Consider the following 22,025-nt stretch of genomic DNA (forward strand, 5'->3'; position numbering starts at 1 on the left):
CCGAGCCCCCGCTCATAGGCTCGTCCCATGTCTGAGGTGTACGCGGCCCGCCGAGAGCGGCTGAGGGAGCGTTGTGCCGCGGGCGGCAGCGCGTCGGCGCTGGTGTCCCGCCCCGCCAACGTGCGGTATCTCGCGGGGGCGGCGCCACAGGGTGCCGTGCTCCTGCTGGGCAGCAGCGAGGATCTGCTGCTGTGCTCGGGGCCGCCCGGTGACGAGCAGAGTGAGGGGCGGCCCGACGAGGCGCTGCGCGTCCAGCTGCTCGACGCGGCCGGTGGCGACCCCGCCGTCGCGGGAGCCGGTCTCGCGGCCGGGCAGGGCGCCGACTCACTCGCCGTCGAGGAGCACGACCTCACGGTCGCCCGGCATCGCGCGCTGGGGTCCGTCGCGCCGCGGCTGCGTCTCACGGACCTCGGGGGAGCGGTCGAGCAGCTGCGGCTCGTCAAGGACGAGGAGGAGATCTCCTGCCTGCGGATCGGCGCCGAGATCGCCGATCAGGCGCTCGGTGAGCTGCTCGAATCGATTCTCGTGGGGCGTACGGAACGCCATCTCGCCCTGGAGCTCGAGCGCCGCCTCGTCGATCACGGCGCCGACGGACCCGCCTTCCCGACCTCCGTCGCCACCGGGCCGAACGCGGGCCGGGGCGGGCACCGGCCGACCGACCGCCGGGTGGAGGAGGGAGATTTCCTCTCCGTGTGCCTGGGCGCCGGCTATCGCGGTTATCGTTGTGAGATCGGGCGTACGTTCGTCATCGGTACGTCTCCCGCGGACTGGCAGATCGAGTTGTACGACCTCGTCTTCGCCGCTCAGCGGGCGGGCAGGGAGGCTCTCGTACCGGGCGCCGCCTACCGCGACATCGACCGTGCGGCACGTCATGTGCTGGACTCCGCCGGGTATGCGGACGGCCTCGCTCCGTTGATGGGACATGGGCTGGGGCTCGAAATCGACGAGGACCCGCAGTTGGCGCCCGCAGCCATGGGTAAACTGGACGCCTGCGTGCCGGTCACCGTCGAACCGGGGGTTCACCTCCCGGGACGGGGTGGTGTCCGGATCGATGACACGCTCGTCGTGCGCCCCGAGGCGGACGGCGGACCCGAGCTACTCACCATCACGACCAAGGAGCTGCTCGCGCTCTAGCTTTTTCGAGCTGTGCGCGTGCGCCGGGGTCGTCCACGTCAGTCCAGGAGATTCCGCAACCGTGGCTTCCACGAACGACCTCAAGAACGGCCTGGTGCTCAAGCTCGACGGGGGCCAGCTCTGGTCCGTCGTCGAGTTCCAGCACGTCAAGCCCGGCAAGGGCCCCGCCTTCGTGCGCACCAAGCTCAAGAACGTGATGTCGGGCAAGGTCGTCGACAAGACCTTCAACGCCGGCGTGAAGGTCGACACGGCGACGATCGACAAGCGCGACATGCAGTTCTCCTACATGGACGGCGACTACTTCGTCTTCATGGACATGGAGACGTACGACCAGCTGCACGTCGACCGCAAGTCCGTCGGTGACGCCGCCAACTTCCTGATCGAGGGCTTCACGGCCTCCGTCGCGCAGCACGAGGGCGAAGTCCTCTACGTCGAGCTGCCGGCCGCCGTCGAGCTGGTCATCCAGGAGACCGAGCCCGGTGTCCAGGGCGACCGCTCCACCGGCGGCACCAAGCCCGCGACGCTGGAGACCGGCCACCAGATCCAGGTGCCGCTCTTCATCACCACCGGCGAGAAGATCAAGGTCGACACCCGTGACAGCGGCTACCTCGGCCGGGTGAACAGCTAACCGTGGCTGCTCGTAATACGGCCCGCAAGCGCGCCTTCCAGATCCTCTTCGAGGCCGACCAGCGTGGCGCGGACGTGGTGACGGTCCTCGCGGACTGGGTGCGCCACTCGCAGGCTGACACACGGCAGCCGCCGGTCAGCGAGTTCACGATGGAACTGGTCGAGGGGTACGCGGAGCACGCGCGCCACATCGACGAGCTGATCTCGCAGTACGCCGTCGGGTGGACCCTGGACAGGATGCCGGTCGTGGACCGCAACATCCTGCGCCTTGGTGCCTACGAGCTGATCTGGGTCGACGCGACCCCGGACGCCGTGGTGCTCGACGAGTGCGTGCAGCTCGCCAAGGAGTTCTCCACGGACGATTCGCCGTCCTTCGTGAACGGCCTGCTCGGCCGCTTCAAGGACCTGAAGCCGAGTCTGCGCCGCGACGAGGCGTAGCCGAGGCCGAACGCCGCTCAGAGGGCCCGCAGCGCACTGCTGCGGGCCCTCTGGCATGTCCCGGGGCTCCTGGGGCCACCGTGACCCTCGGAAGGTCTCAAGGCCCACGTAAAACGCCGGGGTGGCCGGAACCCGATCGGTTCCGGCCACCCCGGCGGTACGTTTCTGCTCAAGTGTCCCTTGAGGGATCAGACGTCGTCGTGAGCGACGGCGCGGCGCGCGTCCGCGTCCAGGACGCCCCAGCTGATCAGCTGCTCGGTGAGAACCGAGGGCGACTGGTCATAGATCACGGCGAGGGTGCGCAGGTCGTCCTGACGGATCGAGAGCACCTTGCCGTTGTAGTCACCGCGCTGCGACTGGATCGTGGCGGCATACCGCTGGAGGGGGCCCGCCTTCTCCTGCGGGACGTGCGCGAGGCGCTCCAGATCGAGCACGAGCTTCGGCGGCGGCTCGGCCGCGCCGCCGGGAGCGGTTCCGGGCAGCAGCTCCTGGACCGGGACGCCGTAGAAGTCCGCCAGCTCGGCAAGGCGCTGTACGGTCACGGCGCGATCGCCGCGTTCGTACGAACCGACCACGACCGCCTTCCAGCGTCCCTGGGACTTTTCCTCGACACCGTGGAGGGAAAGGCCCTGCTGGGTACGGATGGCGCGGAGTTTGGCCCCGAGCTGTTTGGCGTATTCGCTGGACATATAGCTCCCCGGACGAAGAACGGTAACTCACTGTGAGGTTACGCAGCGTTACTTGGGTGCGTCAAGCCGAATGGTCCGTACCGGCACTTCCGAGGGGGGTCGTGACCGGGGACGTTTCCGGTGCTGGTACCGTGGATGGCGCAATTTCGACGTCCTTTAAGGTCCGTCCCGTGAGGCGGAGAAGGAGGTCCGTTTCATATGGACTCGCACGACACGAATGAACCCGATGTCGCCCGGCCCGTGCTCGAAGGCCCGGACATCGCACGGGTGTTGACCCGTATCGCGCACGAGATCGTCGAGCGCGCCAAAGGCGCCGAAGACGTGGTGCTGCTCGGCATTCCCACACGCGGCGTCTTCCTCGCGCGGCGACTCGCCGACAAGCTCGAAGAAATCACCGGACGCAGTATCCCGGTTGGCTCACTCGACATCACGATGTACCGCGACGATCTGCGCATGCATCCGCCGCGCGCACTGGCCCGCACCGAGATTCCCGGTGACGGCATCGACGGCCGCCTCGTCGTCCTCGTCGACGACGTGCTCTTCTCCGGTCGCACCATCCGCGCCGCCCTCGACGGTCTGAACGACATCGGGCGCCCGCGCGCGGTGCAGCTCGCCGTCCTCGTCGACCGCGGCCACCGCGAACTCCCGATCCGCGCCGATTACGTCGGCAAGAACCTCCCCACGTCGCTGCGGGAGACGGTCAAGGTCCAGCTCGCCGAGGAGGACGGCCGCGACGCCGTGCTGCTCGGTGCCAAGCCCGCTTCCGCGTAGGACCGGCTTTCCTGCGGGACCCGGGGCACACCCCTGCGCGCCCGCATGCCCGCACACCTCCCCATGACGGAGTAAACCCAGATGATGCGACACCTCATCTCGGCCGCCGACCTCACCCGCGACGACGCCGTTCTCATCCTCGACACCGCCGAGGAGATGGCCCGGGTCGCCGACCGGCCGATCAAGAAGCTTCCCGCCCTGCGCGGCCGCACGATCTGCAACCTGTTCTTCGAGGACTCGACCCGGACCCGGATCTCCTTCGAGGCCGCCGAGAAGCGCCTCTCCGCCGACGTCATCAACTTCGCCGCCAAGGGCTCCAGCGTCTCCAAGGGCGAGTCCCTCAAGGACACCGCCCAGACCCTGGAGGCGATGGGCGTCGACGCCGTCGTCATCCGGCACGGCGCGTCCGGCGCCCCCTACCGCCTCGCCACCTCCGGCTGGATCGACGCCCCGGTGATCAACGCGGGCGACGGCACCCACCAGCACCCCACCCAGGCGCTGCTCGACGCCTTCACCATGCGCCGCCGCCTCGTCGGCCGCGACGCGGGCCTCGGCAAGGACCTGGCCGGCAAGCGCATCACGCTCGTCGGCGACGTCCTGCACAGCCGGGTCGCGCGCTCGAACGTCGACCTGCTGCACACCCTGGGCGCCGAGGTCACCCTGGTCGCTCCGCCCACGCTCGTCCCCGTCGGCGTGGACAACTGGCCCTGCGACGTGTCGTACGACCTGGACCGGGTGCTCCCGAAGTCCGACGCGGTGATGATGCTGCGCGTGCAGCGCGAGCGCATGAACGCCGCGTTCTTCCCGACCGAGCGCGAGTACTCGCGTCGCTACGGCCTGGACGGCGAGCGCATGGCGAAGATGCCCGAGCACGCCATCGTGATGCACCCCGGCCCGATGGTCCGCGGCATGGAGATCACCGCCGAGGTCGCCGACTCCGACCGCTGCACGGTCATCGAGCAGGTCGCCAACGGCGTCCACACCCGGATGGCCGTCCTCTACCTGCTCCTGGGCGGCAACGAACCCGCCGTCACCCACACCCGCCCCACCGGTTCCGAGGAGAAGTAAGACATGAGCAAGACCCTGATCCGTGGTGCGAAGGTGCTCGGCGGCGACGCCCAGGACGTCCTGATCGACGGCGGAACGATCGTCGAGGTCGGCTCCGGCATCGAGGCGGGCGACGCCACCGTCGTCGAGGCCGAGGGCCAGATCCTGCTGCCCGGCCTCGTCGACCTGCACACCCACCTGCGCGAGCCCGGCCGCGAGGACAGCGAGACCGTCCTGACCGGCACGCAGGCCGCCGCCTCCGGTGGCTACACCGCCGTGTTCGCCATGGCCAACACCTTCCCCGTCGCCGACACCGCCGGTGTCGTCGAGCAGGTCTACCGCCTCGGCCAGGAGGGCGGTTACGCCGACGTCCAGCCGATCGGCGCCGTCACCGTCGGCCTCGAGGGCAAGAAGCTCGCCGAGCTCGGCGCCATGCACGAGTCCGCGGCCGGCGTCACCGTCTTCTCCGACGACGGCAAGTGCGTCGACGACGCCGTGATCATGCGCCGCGCCCTGGAGTACGTGAAGGCCTTCGGCGGTGTCGTCGCCCAGCACGCGCAGGAGCCGCGGCTCACCGAGGGCGCCCAGATGAACGAGGGCGTCGTCTCCGCCGAGCTGGGCCTCGGCGGCTGGCCCGCCGTCGCCGAGGAGTCGATCATCGCGCGTGACGTGCTGCTCGCCGAGCACGTGGGCTCGCGGGTGCACATCTGCCACCTGTCGACCGCCGGCTCGGTCGAGATCGTCCGCTGGGCCAAGTCGCGCGGCATCGACGTGACCGCCGAGGTCACCCCGCACCACCTGCTCCTGACCGACGAGATGGTCCGCTCGTACAACCCGGTCTACAAGGTCAACCCGCCGCTGCGCACCGAGCGCGACGTCATGGCGCTGCGCGAGGCCCTGGCCGACGGCACCATCGACATCGTCGCCACCGACCACGCCCCGCACCCGCACGAGGACAAGGACTGCGAGTGGGCCGCGGCCGCCATGGGCATGGTCGGCCTGGAGACCGCGCTCTCCGTCGTCCAGCAGACGATGGTCGAGACGGGCCTGCTCACCTGGGCCGCCGTCGCCGACCGGATGTCCGTCAAGCCCGCCGAGATCGGGCGGGCCACAGGCCACGGACGCCCCGTCTCGGCAGGTGAGCCCGCGAACCTCACGCTCCTCGATCCGGCTTACCGTGGAGTCGTGGACCCGGCGGGCTTCAGCTCGCGCAGCGGCAACACCCCCTACGAGGGCCGTGAGCTGCCCGGTCGCGTGACGCACACGTGGCTGCGGGGCCGCGCCACGGTCGTCGACGGGAAGCTCGCGTGACATCTCTTCTGGAACTGGCCGCCGAGAAGGAATCGGCGGAGGTGACCGACTGGGCCGCCCGTGCGGGCTGGGTCGTCGGGCTCCTGCTCTTCATCGCGCTCGTCTACTGGCTGATGCGCGAGGGCTGGAAGTGGCGCGGCACGCTCCAGGGCGACCTGCCGGAGCTCCCCGCCGCGCCGTCCGAGCCGGGTCCGGCCAGACTTGAGCTGAGCGGCCGCTACCACGGCTCGACCACGGCGGGACAGTGGCTCGACCGCATCGTGGCGCACGGCCTGGGCACCCGCAGCCGCGTCGAGCTCACGCTCACCGACGCGGGCCTGGACGTCGTACGCCCCGGCGCGGCCGACTTCTTCGTCCCGGCCGCGCAGCTGCGCGAGGCCCGCCTCGACAAGGGCATCGCCGGAAAGGTCCTCGCGGAGGGCGGTCTGCTGATCGTCACCTGGGAACACGGCGAGAAGCTCATCGACTCGGGCTTCCGCTCGGACCACGCGGCCGAGCAGGCCCAGTGGGTCGAGGCCATCAACAACATGATCAACAAGACCAGCACTACGGAAGGCACCGCACGATGACGACCTCCACAAGGGGAGCCTCGAAGACTCCCGCCGTACTCGTCCTGGAGGACGGCCGCATCTTCCGCGGCCGCGCCTACGGGGCCGTGGGGGAGACCTTCGGCGAAGCGGTGTTCTCCACCGGCATGACCGGTTACCAGGAGACCCTCACCGACCCCTCGTACCACCGCCAGGTCGTCGTCATGACGGCCCCGCACGTCGGCAACACGGGCGTGAACGACGAGGACGACGAGTCCGCCCGCATCTGGGTCTCCGGCTACGTCGTGCGCGACCCCGCGCGCGTGCCCTCCAACTGGCGCTCCAAGCGCTCGCTGGACGAGCAGCTCACCGCCCAGGGCGTCGTCGGCATCTCCGGCATCGACACCCGCGCCCTCACCCGCCACCTGCGTGAGAGCGGCGCCATGCGCGTCGGCATTTTCTCCGGGGAGGCGGTCGCGGACGACGCGGCCCTGCTCGCCCGCGTCAAGGAGGCCCCCCAGATGGTGGGCGCCAGCCTCTCCTCCGAGGTCGCCACCACCGAGTCGTACGTCGTCCCGGCCATCGGTGAGAAGAAGTTCACCGTGGCCGCGCTCGACCTCGGCATCAAGGGCATGACCCCGCACCGCATGGCCGAGCGCGGCATCGAGGTGCACGTCCTTCCCGCCACCGCGACGCTGGAGGACGTCTACGCGGTCAACCCGGACGGCTTCTTCCTGTCGAACGGCCCCGGCGACCCCTCCACCGTCGACCTGACCGTGGTCAAGGGCGTCCTGGAGCGCAAGACCCCGCTCTTCGGCATCTGCTTCGGCAACCAGATCCTCGGCCGGGCGCTCGGCTTCGGCACGTACAAGCTGAAGTACGGCCACCGCGGCATCAACCAGCCCGTGCAGGACCGCACGACCGGCAAGGTCGAGGTCACCGCGCACAACCACGGCTTCGCCGTCGACGCGCCCCTCGACAAGGTCTCCGACACGCCCTACGGCCGCGCCGAGGTCTCTCACGTGTGCCTGAACGACCAGGTGGTGGAGGGGCTGCAGCTCCTCGACCAGCCCGCGTTCAGCGTTCAGTACCACCCCGAGGCGGCGGCCGGTCCGCACGACGCCGCCTACCTGTTCGACCGCTTCGTATCGCTCATGGAGGGCCAGCGTGCCTAAGCGCACCGATATCCAGTCCGTCCTGGTCATCGGCTCCGGCCCGATCGTCATCGGCCAGGCAGCGGAGTTCGACTACTCCGGCACCCAGGCCTGCCGCGTGCTCAAGGCCGAGGGCCTGCGCGTCATCCTGGTGAACTCGAACCCGGCGACGATCATGACCGACCCGGAGATCGCCGACGCGACCTACGTCGAGCCGATCACCCCCGAGTTCGTCGAGAAGATCATCGCCAAGGAGCGCCCCGACGCGCTCCTGCCCACCCTCGGTGGCCAGACCGCGCTCAACACCGCGATCTCCATGCACGAGCAGGGCGTCCTGGAGAAGTACGGCGTCGAGCTCATCGGCGCCAACGTCGAGGCCATCAACAAGGGCGAGGACCGCGACCTCTTCAAGGGCGTCGTCGAAGAGGTCAACAAGAAGATCGGGCACGGCGAGTCCGCCCGCTCGTACATCTGCCACTCCATGGACGACGTCCTCAAGGGCGTCGACGAGCTCGGCGGCTACCCCGTGGTCGTGCGCCCCTCCTTCACGATGGGCGGCGCCGGTTCCGGCTTCGCGCACGACGAGGAGGAGCTGCGCCGCATCGCCGGACAGGGCCTCACGCTCTCGCCGACCACCGAGGTGCTCCTGGAGGAGTCCATCCTCGGCTGGAAGGAGTACGAGCTGGAACTGATGCGCGACAAGAACGACAACGTCGTGGTCGTCTGCTCCATCGAGAACTTCGACCCGATGGGCGTGCACACCGGCGACTCGATCACCGTCGCCCCGGCGATGACGCTGACCGACCGCGAGTACCAGACCCTGCGGGACGTCGGCATCGCGATCATCCGCGAGGTCGGCGTCGACACCGGCGGCTGCAACATCCAGTTCGCCATCGACCCGACGGACGGCCGGGTCATCGTCATCGAGATGAACCCGCGTGTCTCGCGGTCATCGGCGCTCGCGTCGAAGGCCACCGGATTCCCGATCGCGAAGATCGCGGCGAAGCTGGCCGTCGGCTACACGCTGGACGAGATCCCGAACGACATCACCGAGAAGACCCCGGCCTCCTTCGAGCCGACGCTCGACTACGTGGTGGTCAAGGCCCCGCGTTTCGCCTTCGAGAAGTTCCCCTCGGCGGACTCGACCCTGACGACCACCATGAAGTCGGTCGGCGAGGCCATGGCGATCGGCCGCAACTTCACAGAGGCGCTGCAGAAGGCGCTGCGCTCCCTGGAGAAGAAGGGCTCGCAGTTCACCTTCGTGGGCGAGCCCGGCGACAAGGCTCTTCTTCTGGAAGAGGCCGTCCGGCCGACCGACGGGCGCATCAACTCCGTCATGCAGGCCATCCGCGCGGGCGCGACGCCCGAGGAGGTCTTCGAGTCCACGAAGATCGACCCGTGGTTCGTCGACCAGCTCTTCCTGATCAAGGAGATCGCGGACGAGCTCGCCGCCGCGGAGCGCCTGGACGCCGACCTGCTCGCCGAGGCCAAGCGCCACGGCTTCTCCGACCACCAGATCGCTGAGATCCGCGGCCTGCGCGAGGACGTCGTCCGGGAGGTGCGCCACGCGCTCGGTGTCCGCCCGGTCTACAAGACGGTCGACACCTGCGCCGCCGAGTTCGCCGCGAAGACGCCGTACTTCTACTCCTCGTACGACGAGGAGAACGAGGTCGCCCGGCGCGAGAAGCCCGCGGTCATCATCCTGGGCTCGGGCCCCAACCGCATCGGCCAGGGCATCGAGTTCGACTACTCCTGCGTCCACGCCTCCTTCGCGCTGAGCGACGCGGGCTACGAGACCGTGATGGTCAACTGCAACCCCGAGACCGTCTCGACGGACTACGACACCTCCGACCGTCTCTACTTCGAGCCGCTGACGCTCGAAGACGTGCTTGAGATCGTCAACGTCGAGGCGCAGGCTGGCCCGATCGCGGGCGTCATCGTCCAGCTCGGCGGCCAGACCCCGCTGGGCCTCGCGCAGGCGCTCAAGGACAACGGCGTGCCGGTCGTGGGCACCTCGCCCGAGGCCATCCACGCCGCCGAGGACCGCGGCGCCTTCGGCCGCGTGCTCGCCGAGGCCGGTCTCCCCGCGCCCAAGCACGGCACCGCGACCACCTTCGCCGAGGCCAAGGCCATCGCCGACGAGATCGGCTACCCCGTCCTCGTACGCCCGTCGTACGTGCTCGGCGGCCGCGGCATGGAGATCGTGTACGACGAGACCCGCCTCTCCGCGTACATCGAGGAGTCGACCGAGATCAGCCCCTCGCGGCCGGTGCTCGTCGACCGCTTCCTCGACGACGCGATCGAGATCGACGTGGACGCGCTCTACGACGGCGAGGAGCTCTACCTCGGCGGCGTCATGGAGCACATCGAGGAAGCCGGCATCCACTCCGGTGACTCCGCGTGCGCGCTGCCCCCGATCACCCTCGGCGGCCACGACATCAAGCGGCTTCGCGCCTCCACGGAGGGCATCGCCAAGGGTGTCGGCGTCCGCGGCCTCATCAACATCCAGTTCGCGATGGCCGGGGACATCCTCTACGTCCTCGAGGCCAATCCGCGCGCCTCGCGCACCGTCCCCTTCACCTCGAAGGCGACCGCGGTGCCGCTGGCCAAGGCCGCCGCGCGCATCTCGCTCGGCGCGACCGTCGCCGAGCTGCGCGCCGAGGGCATGCTCCCGGCGACCGGTGACGGCGGCACGCTGCCGATGGACGCGCCGATCTCCGTGAAGGAAGCCGTCATGCCGTGGAGCCGCTTCCGCGACATCCACGGGCGCGGCGTCGACACCGTCCTCGGCCCGGAGATGCGCTCCACCGGCGAGGTCATGGGCATCGACACGGTGTTCGGCACGGCCTACGCGAAGTCGCAGGCCGGCGCGTACGGCCCGCTGCCGACCAAGGGCCGCGCCTTCATCTCGGTGGCCAACCGCGACAAGCGCTCGATGATCTTCCCGGCGCGTGAACTGGTCGCGCACGGCTTCGAGTTGCTCGCCACGTCCGGCACGGCCGAGGTGCTCAAGCGCAACGGCATCAACGCCACGATCGTGCGCAAGCAGAGCGAGGGCGAGGGCCCGAACGGCGAGAAGACAATCGTCCAGCTGATCCACGACGGCGCGGTCGACCTCATCGTCAACACCCCGTACGGCACCGGTGGCCGCCTCGACGGCTACGACATCCGTACGGCGGCCGTGTCCCGCTCCGTGCCGTGCCTGACGACGGTCCAGGCGCTCGCCGCCGCCGTCCAGGGCATCGACGCGCTCAACGGCGGGGACGTGGGCGTCCGTTCACTCCAGGAACACGCGGAGCATCTGACCGCGGCCCGCGACTAGCAGCCCACCAGGGGGACACCGATCCGGTGTCCCCCTTCTGGTGAGCACACCTGAGGACCCCTGAGGACACCCACATGTACAAATTCTTCTTCGACCTCGTCTTCAAGCGTATGGACCCCGAGCAGGCCCACTACCTGGCCTTCCGCTGGATCCGCCTTGCGGCCCGCGTCCCCGTCCTTCGCACGTTCATCGCCGCCGTGCTCGCGCCGCGTCACAAGGAGCTGCGCACCGAGGCCCTGGGCCTGCGGATGCACGGCCCCTTCGGTCTCGCCGCGGGCTTCGACAAGAACGCCGTCGCGATCGACGGCATGTCGATGCTGGGCTTCGACCACATCGAGATCGGCACCGTCACGGGGGAGCCGCAGCCCGGCAACCCCAAGAAGCGCCTGTTCCGCCTCGTGCAGGACCGTGCGCTGATCAACCGCATGGGCTTCAACAACGAGGGCTCGGCGGCCGTGGCCGAGCGCCTGGGGGCCCGCAAGGCCGTCTTCAGGACGGTCGTGGGCGTCAACATCGGCAAGACCAAGGTCGTCCCCGAGGATGAGGCCGCCGCCGACTACGTGAAGTCGACCGAGCGCCTCGCCGTCCACGCCGACTACCTCGTGGTGAACGTGTCGTCCCCGAACACCCCCGGCCTGCGCAACCTCCAGGCCACCGAGTCGCTGCGGCCGCTCCTGACCGCCGTACGCGAGGCAGCCGACCGCAGCGTCACCGGACGCCGCGTGCCGCTCCTGGTGAAGATCGCCCCCGACCTGGCGGACGAGGACGTCGACGCGGTCGCCGACCTGGCCGTCGAGCTCGGCCTGGACGGCATCATCGCCACGAACACGACCATCGCGCGCGAGGGCCTCGGTTTGCAGTCCGAACCTTCGCTCTACGGAGAGACCGGCGGTCTGTCGGGCGCGCCCCTCAAGGAGCGCTCCCTGGAGGTCCTGCGCCGCCTCTACGCGCGCGTGGGCGACCGCATCACGCTCGTGGGCGTCGGCGGCATCGAGAACGCCGAGGACGCCTGGCAGCGCATCCTCGCGGGAGCCACCCTGGTGCAGGGCTACAGCGCGTTCATCTACGAGGGGCCCTTCTGGGGCCGCGCCATCCACAAGGGGCTCGCCGCACGCCTTCGGGCGAGCTCGTACGCCACCCTCGCCGAGGCTGTCGGCGCCGACGTAAGGAAGACCGCATGAGTGCCCTCGAACCCTTCGGCAGCCGCCTTCGCCACGCCATGGACGAGCGTGGGCCGCTCTGCGTCGGCATCGACCCGCACGCCTCCCTGCTGTCCGCCTGGGGCCTGAACGACGACGTCACGGGCCTGGAGAAGTTCACCGGGACCGTCGTCGACGCGCTGGCCGGCACGGTGGCGGTCTTCAAGCCGCAGAGCGCGTTCTTCGAGCGCTTCGGCTCGCGCGGCATCGCCGTCCTGGAGAAGGCGGTCCAGGAGCTGCGCGCGGCCGGCGCCCTGGTGGTCATGGACGCCAAGCGCGGCGACATCGGCTCGACCATGGCCGCGTACGCCGAGACCTTCCTGCACAAGGACTCGCCGCTGTTCTCCGACGCCCTCACGGTCTCCCCGTACCTCGGCTACGGCTCGCTGCAGCCGGCCGTCGACCTCGCGCGCGAGAACGGCACCGGGCTCTTCGTCCTCGCCCTCACCTCCAACCCCGAGGGCGCCGAGGTGCAGCACGCGGTGCGCGAGGACGGCCGCACGATCGGCGCGACGATCCTCGGGCACCTGGCGGCCGACAACGCCGGTGCGCGGCCCCTGGGGTCCTTCGGCGCCGTCGTCGGGGCCACGCTCGGGGACCTGTCCTCGTACGACCTCGCGATCAACGGCCCGCTGCTCGCCCCCGGCATCGGGGCGCAGGGAGCCACCCCGGCGGACCTGCCGGGGGTCTTCGGGGACGCCGTGCGCAACGTCGTGCCGAGCGTGAGCCGGGGTGTCCTGCGTCACGGTCCCGACGTGGCGGGTCTGCGCGTCGCCGCGAGCCGCTTCGCGGACGAGATCCGTGAGGCCGTCGCCTCGGCCTGAGGTCTTCCGATGTCTTCTGAGGTCCGCCGAGGGTGTTTTTCCGTCTTCGAAGGTCGTGTCCGGCCACGTCCCCACGTTTCGCTGATGACTCCCGGGGCCAAATCCGGGGTGAAATGCCCGAAATGCACACCTCGACAGAGGCTGACCAGGACTTTTCGTCTGTTCTCGCTGACTCTGGCGGCCATGCCCGCTAGTCTCCGACGAGAGCGAACGGGCAAGCGCGTTGCACGTTGCTCACCAGGTGTGGGGCGACTAGGTTCCTCACCGGTCCGTATCCGACAGTTCGACATCCGAGGTGACGTAGGCGTGGCTCTTCCGCCCCTTACCCCTGAACAGCGCGCAGCCGCGCTCGAAAAGGCCGCCGCGGCTCGCCGGGAGCGGGCCGAGGTCAAGAATCGACTCAAGCACTCCGGCGCCTCTCTTCATGAGGTCATCAAGCAGGGTCAGGAGAACGATGTCATCGGCAAGATGAAGGTCTCCGCTCTCCTGGAGTCCCTGCCGGGCGTGGGCAAGGTCCGCGCCAAGCAGATCATGGAGCGTCTTGGCATCTCCGAGAGCCGCCGTGTGCGCGGTCTCGGCTCCAACCAGATCGCCTCCTTGGAGCGTGAGTTCGGTGGTGGCGCTGCCTGACGTTCTCAGGCACTCCTGAGAACCTGGATAATCGCTGCATGGCTGCAACATCCCGGGGGACGACCCCCGTGCCCCCGGACGTACGTCCGCGGCTGACCGTGCTCTCCGGCCCCTCCGGGGTCGGCAAGAGCACGGTCGTCGCTCATATGCGCAAGGAACACCCCGAGGTCTGGCTCTCGGTCTCGGCCACCACCCGGAAGCCGCGCCCCGGCGAGAAGGACGGTGTCCACTACTTCTTCGTCTCCGACGACGAGATGGACAAGCTGATCGCCAACGGCGAGCTCCTGGAGTGGGCCGAGTTCGCGGGCAACCGCTACGGCACGCCGCGGGCCGCCGTCCTGCGGCGCCTGGAGGCGGGCGAGCCCGTCCTCCTGGAGATCGATCTGCAGGGCGCACGTCTGGTCCGCGAGTCGATGTCCGAGGCGCAACTGGTCTTCCTCGCTCCGCCGAGCTGGGAGGAACTGGTCCGCAGGCTCACCGGCCGGGGGACCGAGGCGCCCGAGGTCATCGAGCGCAGGCTCGGTGCGGCGAAGATCGAACTCGCCGCCGAGGCCGAGTTCGACACCACCCTGGTCAATACCTCCGTCGAGGATGTAGCGCGTGAGCTGCTAGCCTTGATGAAAGTTGTTTGATCTTCTTCATCCTCAGTAACCCGGACTGGCCCTCAATTTCCATTCGAGGGACAATCCCCATCGGAAGGCAGAGAGTGTCCTCTTCCATCACTGCGCCCGAGGGCATCATCAACCCGCCGATTGATGAGCTCCTCGAGGCAACCGACTCGAAGTACAGCCTCGTGATCTACGCCGCCAAGCGCGCGCGCCAGATCAACGCGTACTACTCGCAGCTCGGTGAGGGCCTGCTGGAGTACGTCGGCCCGCTGGTGGACACCCACGTCCACGAGAAGCCGCTCTCCATCGCGCTCCGCGAGATCAACGCGGGCCTGCTGACGTCCGAGGCCATCGAGGGCCCGGCCCAGTAGTCTCCGCTTCTTTTCTTGCAGTTCTTCACCACAGGCTCGGCAGCGCGACTGCCGGGCCTGTGGTGTGTCATGGAGTCGTACGTCCCCGGATGCGGGGATCACAAGTGCGGGGAGGCACGGTGGGCAAGCCCAAGGTCGTACTGGGGGTCAGCGGCGGGATCGCCGCGTACAAGGCCTGTGAGCTGCTGCGGCGGCTGACCGAGTCGGGCCATGACGTACGCGTCGTGCCGACCGCGTCGGCGCTGCATTTCGTGGGCGAGGCGACCTGGTCGGCGCTGTCCGGCAACCCGGTCTCGACCGAGGTGTGGGACTCCGTCCACGAGGTGCCGCACGTGCGGATCGGCCAGTCGGCCGACGTCGTGATCGTCGCCCCCGCCACGGCCGACATGATGGCCAAGGCCGCCCACGGCCTCGCCGACGACCTCCTTACGAACACGCTCCTCACCGCCCGCTGTCCGGTGATCTTCGCGCCCGCCATGCACACGGAGATGTGGGAGCACCCGGCCACGCAGGAGAACGTCGCCACGCTGCGCCGTCGCGGTGCCCTCGTCGTCGAGCCCGCCGTCGGCCGTCTCACGGGCGTGGACACGGGCAAGGGACGCTTCCCCGACCCGGTGGAGCTCTTCGAGGTCGTACGCCGTGTCCTGGCGCGCGGCGACCTCGGGCAGGATCTCGCGGGGCGGCACGTCGTCGTCAGCGCGGGCGGGACGCGTGAGCCGCTCGACCCGGTCCGCTTCCTGGGCAACCGTTCCTCCGGCAAGCAGGGGTACGCGCTGGCCCGCAGTGCCGCGGCCCGGGGCGCCCGCGTCACGCTCGTGTCGGCGAACCCGGCGCTGCCGGAGCCTGCGGGCGTCGACCTCGTGCCCGTGGGTACCGCGATCCAGCTCCGCGAGGCGATGCTGAAGGCCTCGGCGGACGCCGACGCCGTGGTGATGGCGGCGGCCGTGGCCGATTTCCGGCCCGAGACGTACGCGACCGGGAAGATCAAGAAGAGGGACGGCCAGGAGCAGCCCCCCATCGCCCTGGTCCGCAACCCCGACATCCTCGCCGAGCTCGCGGGGGAGCGGGCGCGCCCCGGCCAGATCGTCGTCGGGTTCGCCGCCGAAACGGACGACGTGCTCGCCAACGGCCGCGCCAAGCTGGAGCGCAAGGGCTGTGACCTGCTCGTCGTGAACGAGGTGGGCGAGCGCAAGACCTTCGGTTCCGAGGAGAACGAGGCGGTCGTGCTCGGCGCGGACGGCAGCGAGACCCCGGTTCCTCACGGCCCCAAGGAAGCGCTCGCGGACACGGTCTGGGATCTCGTCGCGGAACGCCTGACGGCGCCCGCCGAGGAATTCCCGAAAAAATAGGGGCGACCCCAATGGGGGCGACACCCAATAGGGGTGCCCCCCAGAAGAAACCCCTGCCGAAACCACAGCAGAACAGGGGCGGAATCCACGCTTCAAATGTCACAATCGCCCCACTGGACGCCTCAAACCCGGGAAATTCGGGCGTGAGGCCCTCTGGTGGAGAAGGATCGTCGTACCGCACAATGCAGTGCCGCAGGTCACAGCGCTCCCAAGTGGCGAGACACGTGGTCCGGCGGCCGAGTGCGACCGATAAACTGGTCTCGGACGACGCCGGGCGCAGCTCCCGGCCGTCCACCAATGATCAGCCAGCAGCCGCTGCAACCACAGGGAGCGATGTGTCCCGCCGTCTCTTCACCTCGGAGTCTGTGACCGAGGGTCACCCCGACAAGATCGCTGACCAGATCAGCGACACCATTCTCGACGCCCTCCTGCGCGAGGACCCGAAATCCCGGGTCGCCGTGGAGACGTTGATCACCACCGGCCTGGTGCACGTGGCCGGCGAGGTGACGACCAAGGCGTACGCGCCGATCGCGCAGCTGGTGCGCGACAAGATCCTCGAGATCGGTTACGACTCCTCGAAGAAGGGCTTCGACGGCGCCTCCTGTGGCGTCTCGGTGTCCATCGGCTCGCAGTCCCCCGACATCGCCCAGGGCGTCGACACGGCGTACGAGAAGCGTGTCGAGGGCGACGAGGACGAGCTCGACAAGCAGGGCGCCGGCGACCAGGGCCTGATGTTCGGCTACGCCTGCGACGAGACGCCGGAGCTGATGCCGCTCCCGATCCACCTCGCGCACCGTCTCTCGCGCCGCCTGTCCGAGGTCCGCAAGAACGGGACCATCCCGTACCTGCGCCCCGACGGCAAGACCCAGGTCACCATCGAGTACGACGGCGACAAGGCCGTCCGCCTCGACACCGTCGTGGTCTCCTCGCAGCACGCGTCGGACATCGACCTGGACTCGCTCCTGGCCCCCGACATCCGCGAGTTCGTGGTCGAGGCCGAGCTGAAGGCCCTCCTCGACGACGGCATCAAGCTGGACACCGAGGGCTACCGCCTCCTGGTCAACCCGACCGGACGCTTCGAGATCGGCGGCCCGATGGGCGACGCCGGCCTCACCGGCCGCAAGATCATCATCGACACGTACGGCGGCATGGCCCGCCACGGCGGCGGCGCCTTCTCCGGCAAGGACCCGTCCAAGGTCGACCGCTCGGCCGCCTACGCGATGCGCTGGGTCGCCAAGAACGTCGTCGCGGCCGGCCTCGCCGCCCGCTGCGAGGTCCAGGTCGCGTACGCGATCGGCAAGGCCGAGCCGGTGGGCCTGTTCGTGGAGACCTTCGGCACGGCCACGGTCGACACCGACAAGATCGAGGCCGCCATCTCCGAGGTCTTCGACCTGCGCCCGGCCGCGATCATCCGCGACCTGGACCTGCTGCGCCCGATCTACGCCCAGACCGCCGCGTACGGCCACTTCGGCCGCGCGATCCCCGACTTCACGTGGGAACGCACGGACCGCGTGGACGCGTTGCGGAAGGCTGCGGGGCTCTAAGGCTCCCTGGCCCGACCAGTTCTGACGAAGCCCGGCGCCCCTGGTGGGGTGCCGGGCTTCGTCGTGCCGTGGCCGGCATCGGGCTCGTGGCCGTGTCAGTGGGGTCTGGTAGGAATGCTGCTGTGAGCAGCGCGAATCGGAAGTCTGAGGGGGGCGGCGGGGCCGAGCCTCCGGAGCAGCTTGCGCTCATTCGGGAAGCGGTGCGCAAGGCCGAGGTGCCGCGGGCCAAGCCGCGGACGTGGCGGGGGGCCGCGTTGGCGAAGAGTCTGCCGGTGGCCCGGGTGTTGGTCGACAAGGGCGTGCTGCATCTTGACCGGTACTTCGACTACGCGGTGCCGGAGGAGCTGGACGAGCAGGCTCAGCCCGGGGTGCGGGTCCGGGTGCGGTTCGGGGCCGGGGCGCGGAACGTGCGCGGGGGACGGCGTGAGGGCGGGGGCCTGATCGACGGGTTTCTCGTCGAGCGGGTGGCCGAGACCGACTACTCCGGGCCCCTGGCCGCGCTGGCCCAGGTGGTTTCGCCCGAGCCTGTGCTGGATGGTGAGTTGCTCGGGTTGGCGCGTGCCGTGGCCGATCGGTATGCGGGGAGCCTCGCCGATGTGCTGCAGCTGGCGGTTCCGCCTCGGCACGCGCGGGCCGAGGCGCGGGAGGCGGGGGAGGCTCCGCCGGCTCCCTCCGCGCCGGAGGCGGGGACCTGGCGGCGGTATGGGCATGGGGCGGAGTTCCTCGGGGCGCTGGCCTCCGGAGGTGCGCCTCGGGCCGTGTGGACCGCGCTTCCCGGGCCGGAGTGGGCCGAGGAGATCGCCCGTGCCGTGCAGGCGACACTTGCTTCGGGGCGCGGGGCCCTGGTCGTCGTGCCTGCCGGGCGGCCCGCGGCACGGGTCGACGCGGCGCTGACCCAGCTGATGGGGGCGGGACAGCATGCGCTGCTCACCGCTGACGTGGGGCAGGAGCGGCGCTACCGGGAGTGGCTCTCCGTGCGGCGTGGCGCCGTGCGGGCCGTGGTGGGTACGCGCGCGGCCATGTTCGCCCCGGTGCGCGATCTCGGGCTCGTCGTGATCTGGGACGACGGCGATGCCAGTCACAGCGACGACAACGCCCCCTTCCCGCATGTGCGTGAGGTGCTCGAACTGCGGGCCACGCGCGACAAGTGCGGTTTCCTGCTCGGGAGTTGGAGCTGCACGGTGGAGGCCGCGCAGCTCGTGGAGAGCGGGTGGGCGGCGCCGCTGGTCGCCGATCGGGAGCAGGTGCGGGGGGCCGCCCCGCTCGTACGGACCGTGGGGGACGGCGACCTCGCCCGGGACGAGGCGGCGCGGGCCGCGCGACTTCCGACGCTGGCCTGGAACGTCGTACGGGAAGGTCTCAAGCACGGGCCCGTGCTGGTCCAGGTGCCCCGTCGCGGGTACGTGCCCCGGCTCGCCTGCGAGAGGTGCCGGGTGCCCGCGCGGTGCCGGCACTGCGCGGGGCCGCTGGAGGCGCAGGACGGCGGCGGGCTGTGGTGCGGCTGGTGCGGGGTGGAGGAAGGCGCCTGGCACTGCGGGGAGTGCGGGAGTTTCCGGCTGCGGGCGCAGGTGGTCGGTGCGCGGCGTACGGCGGAGGAGTTGGGGCGGGCGTTTCCGGCCGTGCCGGTGCGGACGTCGGGGCGTGAGCAGGTTCTTGACACCGTGGCGGGTACGCCTGCGTTGGTGGTGAGTACGCCGGGCGCCGAGCCCGTCGCCGAGGGCGGTTACGCCGCTGCCCTGCTGCTTGACGGCTGGGCCATGCTGGGCCGGCCCGATCTGCGGGCCGGGGAGGACGCGCTGCGGCGCTGGATCGCGGCCTCCGCGCTGGTGCGGCCCCAGGGGGTCGGCGGCACCGTGGTGGTCGTCGCCGAGCCGACGTTGCGGCCTGTGCAGGCCCTGGTGCGGTGGGATCCCGTGGGGCATGCGGTGCGGGAGCTTTCCGAGCGGGCCGAGCTGGGGTTTCCGCCCGTGTCGCGGATGGCGTCGGTCGCGGGGACTCCGGAGGCGCTCTCCGGGTTCCTCGCCGCGGCCGAACTCCCTTCGGACGCGGCGGTGTTGGGGCCCGTGCCCGTGCCGTACGCGGGGCTGGGGCCCGCGCGACGGGCCGGGGCGGCGCCGGTCGGGGAGCGGTGGGAGCGGGTGCTTGTTCGGGTACCGCCGGGGAGCGGGGCGGCGCTTGCCGCTTCGCTGAAGACTGCTCAGGCCGCGCGGATGGCGCGGGGGGCTGGGGCCGGGGAGTTGGTGCGGATCCGGGTGGACCCGCTGGACATCGGCTAGGGCTCTCGCCCGGTCTCTCTCCCGGCTTCCCGCCGGGGGGCCGCTCTGCCTGGGCGGAGGGCTTTCCGCTGCGCGGGGCTTTCGCTACGCGGGGCTGCCCGGGTTGGACCTGCCGTCTCGTTTCCCAGTGCGCGGCGGCTTCGGTGTTGTGCCCACCCTTCCCCAAGCTCTCGGCTTCGCTCGACCAGGGGAGACCCCAATCGCCCTGCGGAACGCCTGCCCACAACGGCGGCGGGTCGTGACGCCTGCCCACAACGGCGGCTGGGCGGTGGCGTCTGCCCGCAACGCGGGCGGCGCGGTGATGCCTGGCCTCAGTGGAGAACGACGGCGGCGGCTGTCCTCGCCGGGGGGTGCCGGTGGAGACAGCCGCCGCTTTGCCGTGGTCAGCCGTTGCGGGGGCCCGGGAAGATGTTGGGGCGGGGGTCCTCGCGGAGGGCGGGGCTGCCCGCCGTGGGCTGGGTCGGCATCGCGCGGGCCGCGGGCACCGAGGGGAGCGGGGCGCCGACCGGCACCGGGGGACGCGCGGCCGTGGCCGCGGGCACCGTCTCCGTGGCGCGCTCCGCCTCCGCCGCCGCCTGGGTGGTGGCCCTGCGGGCTCCGTAACGGCGGTGCACCGCCTGCTTGGTGACCCCGAGCGCGGAACCCACCGCGTCCCACGAGAAGCCCAGCGAACGGTCGAAGTCCACCGCGGCGGTCACCAGCGTCTCGACGCTGTCCCGCAGTTCCTGGGCGAGGCGGACGGTCGGGGCGGGGGCACGCCCGTACACGACGAAGCCCGCGGAGGGGCTGGAGCGGCGCGGGCGGTAGACGTTGCCGAGCTGGGCGGTGAGCGTACGCAGTGCGTCCACCTGCCGGCGGACCCGCTCGATGTCCCGAACCAGGAGGTGCAGGCTCGCCCGTGCCTGGGCGTCGTGGGTTGCGTGGTCGGCCATGAACAAGCCTCTCGAACCGGCGTTGAAAAGGATCGGGCCGCTGTCGCGGCCCGTTGTGGTCAACTCTTTCTTGACCAACGCGCTAGTTCGTGTGGGGTCACGGTGCGGGGGCGTGTGCGCATATGCACAGGGCGCACGGCCGCGCGTACGCCCCCGTGTGGACCGTCGAGCGGCGGGGGTGACGGGAGGCAAGCGGTGTGATGAGAGCGGCGCCGGGACGGCAGGGCGGGCGCCCACCGCCCCGCGGAGAGCGGCCCGATGGTGCGGCTCATAGACTGGTGTGCTTCCCGCACCTTCCCGCCCCGAGAGGCCGACAGCCACCGATGAAGCTCGTCTTCGCAGGCACCCCCGAGGTCGCCGTCCCCGCCCTGGACGCCCTGATCGCCTCCGACCGGCACGAGGTGGCTGCTGTCGTCACCCGGCCCGACGCCCCCGCGGGCCGCGGTCGCAGACTCGTCGCGAGCCCCGTCGCCCAGCGTGCGGAGGAGGCCGGCATCGAGGTGCTCAAGCCCGTGAAGCCGCGCGACGAGGACTTCCTGGCGCGGCTGCGCGAGATCGCGCCCGACTGCTGCCCGGTCGTCGCCTATGGCGCGCTGCTGCCCAAGGTCGCCCTGGACGTCCCGGCCCACGGCTGGGTCAACCTGCACTTCTCGCTGCTGCCCGCCTGGCGCGGTGCCGCGCCCGTGCAGCACGCCGTGATGGCGGGCGACGAGATCACCGGGGCCTCCACGTTCCTGATCGAGCAGGGGCTCGACTCCGGGCCGGTGTACGGGACCGTCACCGAGGTCGTCAGGCCCACCGACACCAGCGGTGACCTGCTCACCCGCCTCGCCTTCGCGGGCTCGGGCCTGCTCGCCGCCACCATGGACGGCATCGAGGACGGCTCCCTGAAGGCCGTACCGCAGCCCGCCGACGGCATCACCCTCGCCCCGAAGATCACCGTCGAGGACGCCCAGGTGGACTGGGCCGCTCCGGCCCTCCGCGTCGACCGGGTCGTGCGTGGCTGCACGCCGGCGCCCGGCGCCTGGTCCGTGTTCCGCGGGGAGCGGCTGAAGATCATCCAGTCCGCGCTCGTCGCCGACCGCACCGACCTCGCGCCCGGCGAGCTCGGCGCCGCCAAGAACAACGTGTACGTCGGCACCGGCTCGCACGCCGTGGAGCTGCTCTGGGTCCAGCCGCAGGGCAAGAAGCCGATGCGCGGCGCCGACTGGGCGCGCGGGGTGCGGATCGCCCCGGGCGAGCGGCTCGGCGACACCGACGTACGCTGAATAG

The 22,025-nt window shown here is 70.5% G+C and carries 20 protein-coding genes; 18 read left to right on the top strand and 2 right to left on the bottom strand.

The window, feature by feature from the left end; translation table 11 throughout:
* The first annotated feature begins 27 nt into the window (after positions 1–27).
* The 3 genes from AB0M70_RS18585 (at position 28) to nusB (ending at position 2,199) form a co-directional block, all read left to right on the top strand.
* On the top strand, positions 28–1,134 hold the full coding sequence (locus tag AB0M70_RS18585; RefSeq protein WP_365821031.1) for a M24 family metallopeptidase: 1,107 nt from the start codon (positions 28–30) through the stop codon (positions 1,132–1,134).
* Between the two features lie 61 nt (positions 1,135–1,195).
* Entirely contained in the window at positions 1,196–1,762 is a 567-nt protein-coding gene (efp, locus tag AB0M70_RS18590; RefSeq protein ID WP_365821032.1) for an elongation factor P, read from the top strand.
* A gap of 2 nt (positions 1,763–1,764) precedes the next feature.
* Entirely contained in the window at positions 1,765–2,199 is a 435-nt protein-coding gene (gene nusB / locus AB0M70_RS18595; protein WP_365821033.1) for a transcription antitermination factor NusB, read from the top strand.
* 188 nt (positions 2,200–2,387) lie between these two features.
* Here nusB and bldD read toward each other — a convergent pair whose 3' ends face one another.
* Complete coding sequence (bldD, locus tag AB0M70_RS18600) at positions 2,388–2,888, bottom strand: transcriptional regulator BldD (RefSeq protein ID WP_249591133.1); 501 nt, start codon at positions 2,886–2,888, stop codon at positions 2,388–2,390.
* Between the two features lie 198 nt (positions 2,889–3,086).
* On the opposite strand from bldD, the gene pyrR reads away from it, so the two are divergent.
* From pyrR to AB0M70_RS18670, 14 genes are all read left to right on the top strand, one after another.
* Positions 3,087–3,659 carry a bifunctional pyr operon transcriptional regulator/uracil phosphoribosyltransferase PyrR gene (pyrR, locus tag AB0M70_RS18605; protein ID WP_365821034.1) on the top strand — a complete coding sequence of 191 codons (573 nt, stop codon included), beginning with the start codon at positions 3,087–3,089 and terminating at the stop codon, positions 3,657–3,659.
* Between the two features lie 81 nt (positions 3,660–3,740).
* Positions 3,741–4,727 (top strand): aspartate carbamoyltransferase catalytic subunit, encoded by a 987-nt coding sequence (locus AB0M70_RS18610; RefSeq protein ID WP_365821035.1) that lies wholly within the window; start codon positions 3,741–3,743, stop codon positions 4,725–4,727.
* Positions 4,728–4,730: 3 nt separating this feature from the next.
* Positions 4,731–6,017: a dihydroorotase gene (locus AB0M70_RS18615; RefSeq protein ID WP_365821036.1), complete on the top strand. Its 1,287-nt coding sequence runs from the start codon at positions 4,731–4,733 to the stop codon at positions 6,015–6,017.
* Complete coding sequence (locus AB0M70_RS18620) at positions 6,014–6,586, top strand: hypothetical protein (protein ID WP_365821037.1); 573 nt, start codon at positions 6,014–6,016, stop codon at positions 6,584–6,586. The genes AB0M70_RS18615 and AB0M70_RS18620 overlap by 4 nt, the downstream gene beginning before the upstream one ends.
* Positions 6,583–7,719, top strand: a complete 1,137-nt coding sequence (carA, locus tag AB0M70_RS18625; RefSeq protein WP_365821038.1) for a glutamine-hydrolyzing carbamoyl-phosphate synthase small subunit — start codon at positions 6,583–6,585, stop codon at positions 7,717–7,719. The genes AB0M70_RS18620 and carA overlap by 4 nt, the downstream gene beginning before the upstream one ends.
* Entirely contained in the window at positions 7,712–11,020 is a 3,309-nt protein-coding gene (gene carB / locus AB0M70_RS18630; RefSeq protein WP_365821039.1) for a carbamoyl-phosphate synthase large subunit, read from the top strand. The genes carA and carB overlap by 8 nt, the downstream gene beginning before the upstream one ends.
* Before the next feature lie 74 nt (positions 11,021–11,094).
* Entirely contained in the window at positions 11,095–12,201 is a 1,107-nt protein-coding gene (locus tag AB0M70_RS18635; protein ID WP_365821040.1) for a quinone-dependent dihydroorotate dehydrogenase, read from the top strand.
* Positions 12,198–13,043, top strand: a complete 846-nt coding sequence (pyrF, locus tag AB0M70_RS18640) for an orotidine-5'-phosphate decarboxylase (RefSeq protein WP_365821041.1) — start codon at positions 12,198–12,200, stop codon at positions 13,041–13,043. Before AB0M70_RS18635 ends, pyrF begins: the two co-directional genes overlap by 4 nt.
* A 306-nt stretch (positions 13,044–13,349) precedes the next feature.
* Complete coding sequence (locus AB0M70_RS18645; protein WP_005319887.1) at positions 13,350–13,673, top strand: integration host factor; 324 nt, start codon at positions 13,350–13,352, stop codon at positions 13,671–13,673.
* Positions 13,674–13,711: 38 nt separating this feature from the next.
* Positions 13,712–14,305 (top strand): guanylate kinase, encoded by a 594-nt coding sequence (gmk, locus tag AB0M70_RS18650; protein WP_365821042.1) that lies wholly within the window; start codon positions 13,712–13,714, stop codon positions 14,303–14,305.
* 74 nt (positions 14,306–14,379) lie between these two features.
* On the top strand, positions 14,380–14,652 hold the full coding sequence (gene rpoZ, locus AB0M70_RS18655) for a DNA-directed RNA polymerase subunit omega (RefSeq protein WP_005319902.1): 273 nt from the start codon (positions 14,380–14,382) through the stop codon (positions 14,650–14,652).
* A gap of 119 nt (positions 14,653–14,771) precedes the next feature.
* A complete protein-coding gene (gene coaBC, locus AB0M70_RS18660) occupies positions 14,772–16,001 on the top strand; it encodes a bifunctional phosphopantothenoylcysteine decarboxylase/phosphopantothenate--cysteine ligase CoaBC (protein WP_365821043.1) in 1,230 nt (409 codons plus the stop codon).
* Between the two features lie 335 nt (positions 16,002–16,336).
* Complete coding sequence (gene metK / locus AB0M70_RS18665) at positions 16,337–17,545, top strand: methionine adenosyltransferase (protein ID WP_365821044.1); 1,209 nt, start codon at positions 16,337–16,339, stop codon at positions 17,543–17,545.
* A 122-nt stretch (positions 17,546–17,667) separates the two neighbouring features.
* Positions 17,668–19,821: a primosomal protein N' gene (locus AB0M70_RS18670; protein WP_365821045.1), complete on the top strand. Its 2,154-nt coding sequence runs from the start codon at positions 17,668–17,670 to the stop codon at positions 19,819–19,821.
* Between the two features lie 383 nt (positions 19,822–20,204).
* Here the strand turns inward: AB0M70_RS18670 and AB0M70_RS18675 are convergent, their stop codons facing one another.
* Positions 20,205–20,753 carry a hypothetical protein gene (locus AB0M70_RS18675; protein WP_363211029.1) on the bottom strand — a complete coding sequence of 183 codons (549 nt, stop codon included), beginning with the start codon at positions 20,751–20,753 and terminating at the stop codon, positions 20,205–20,207.
* A 323-nt stretch (positions 20,754–21,076) separates the two neighbouring features.
* Here AB0M70_RS18675 and fmt point away from each other — a divergent pair, with 323 nt between their 5' ends.
* Positions 21,077–22,021, top strand: coding sequence for a methionyl-tRNA formyltransferase (gene fmt / locus AB0M70_RS18680; RefSeq protein WP_365821046.1), 945 nt, complete (start codon positions 21,077–21,079; stop codon positions 22,019–22,021).
* The last annotated feature ends 4 nt before the right edge of the window (positions 22,022–22,025 follow it).

Origin of the sequence: Streptomyces sp. NPDC051214 (assembly GCF_040682375.1) — a bacterium.
GTDB lineage: Bacteria > Actinomycetota > Actinomycetes > Streptomycetales > Streptomycetaceae > Streptomyces.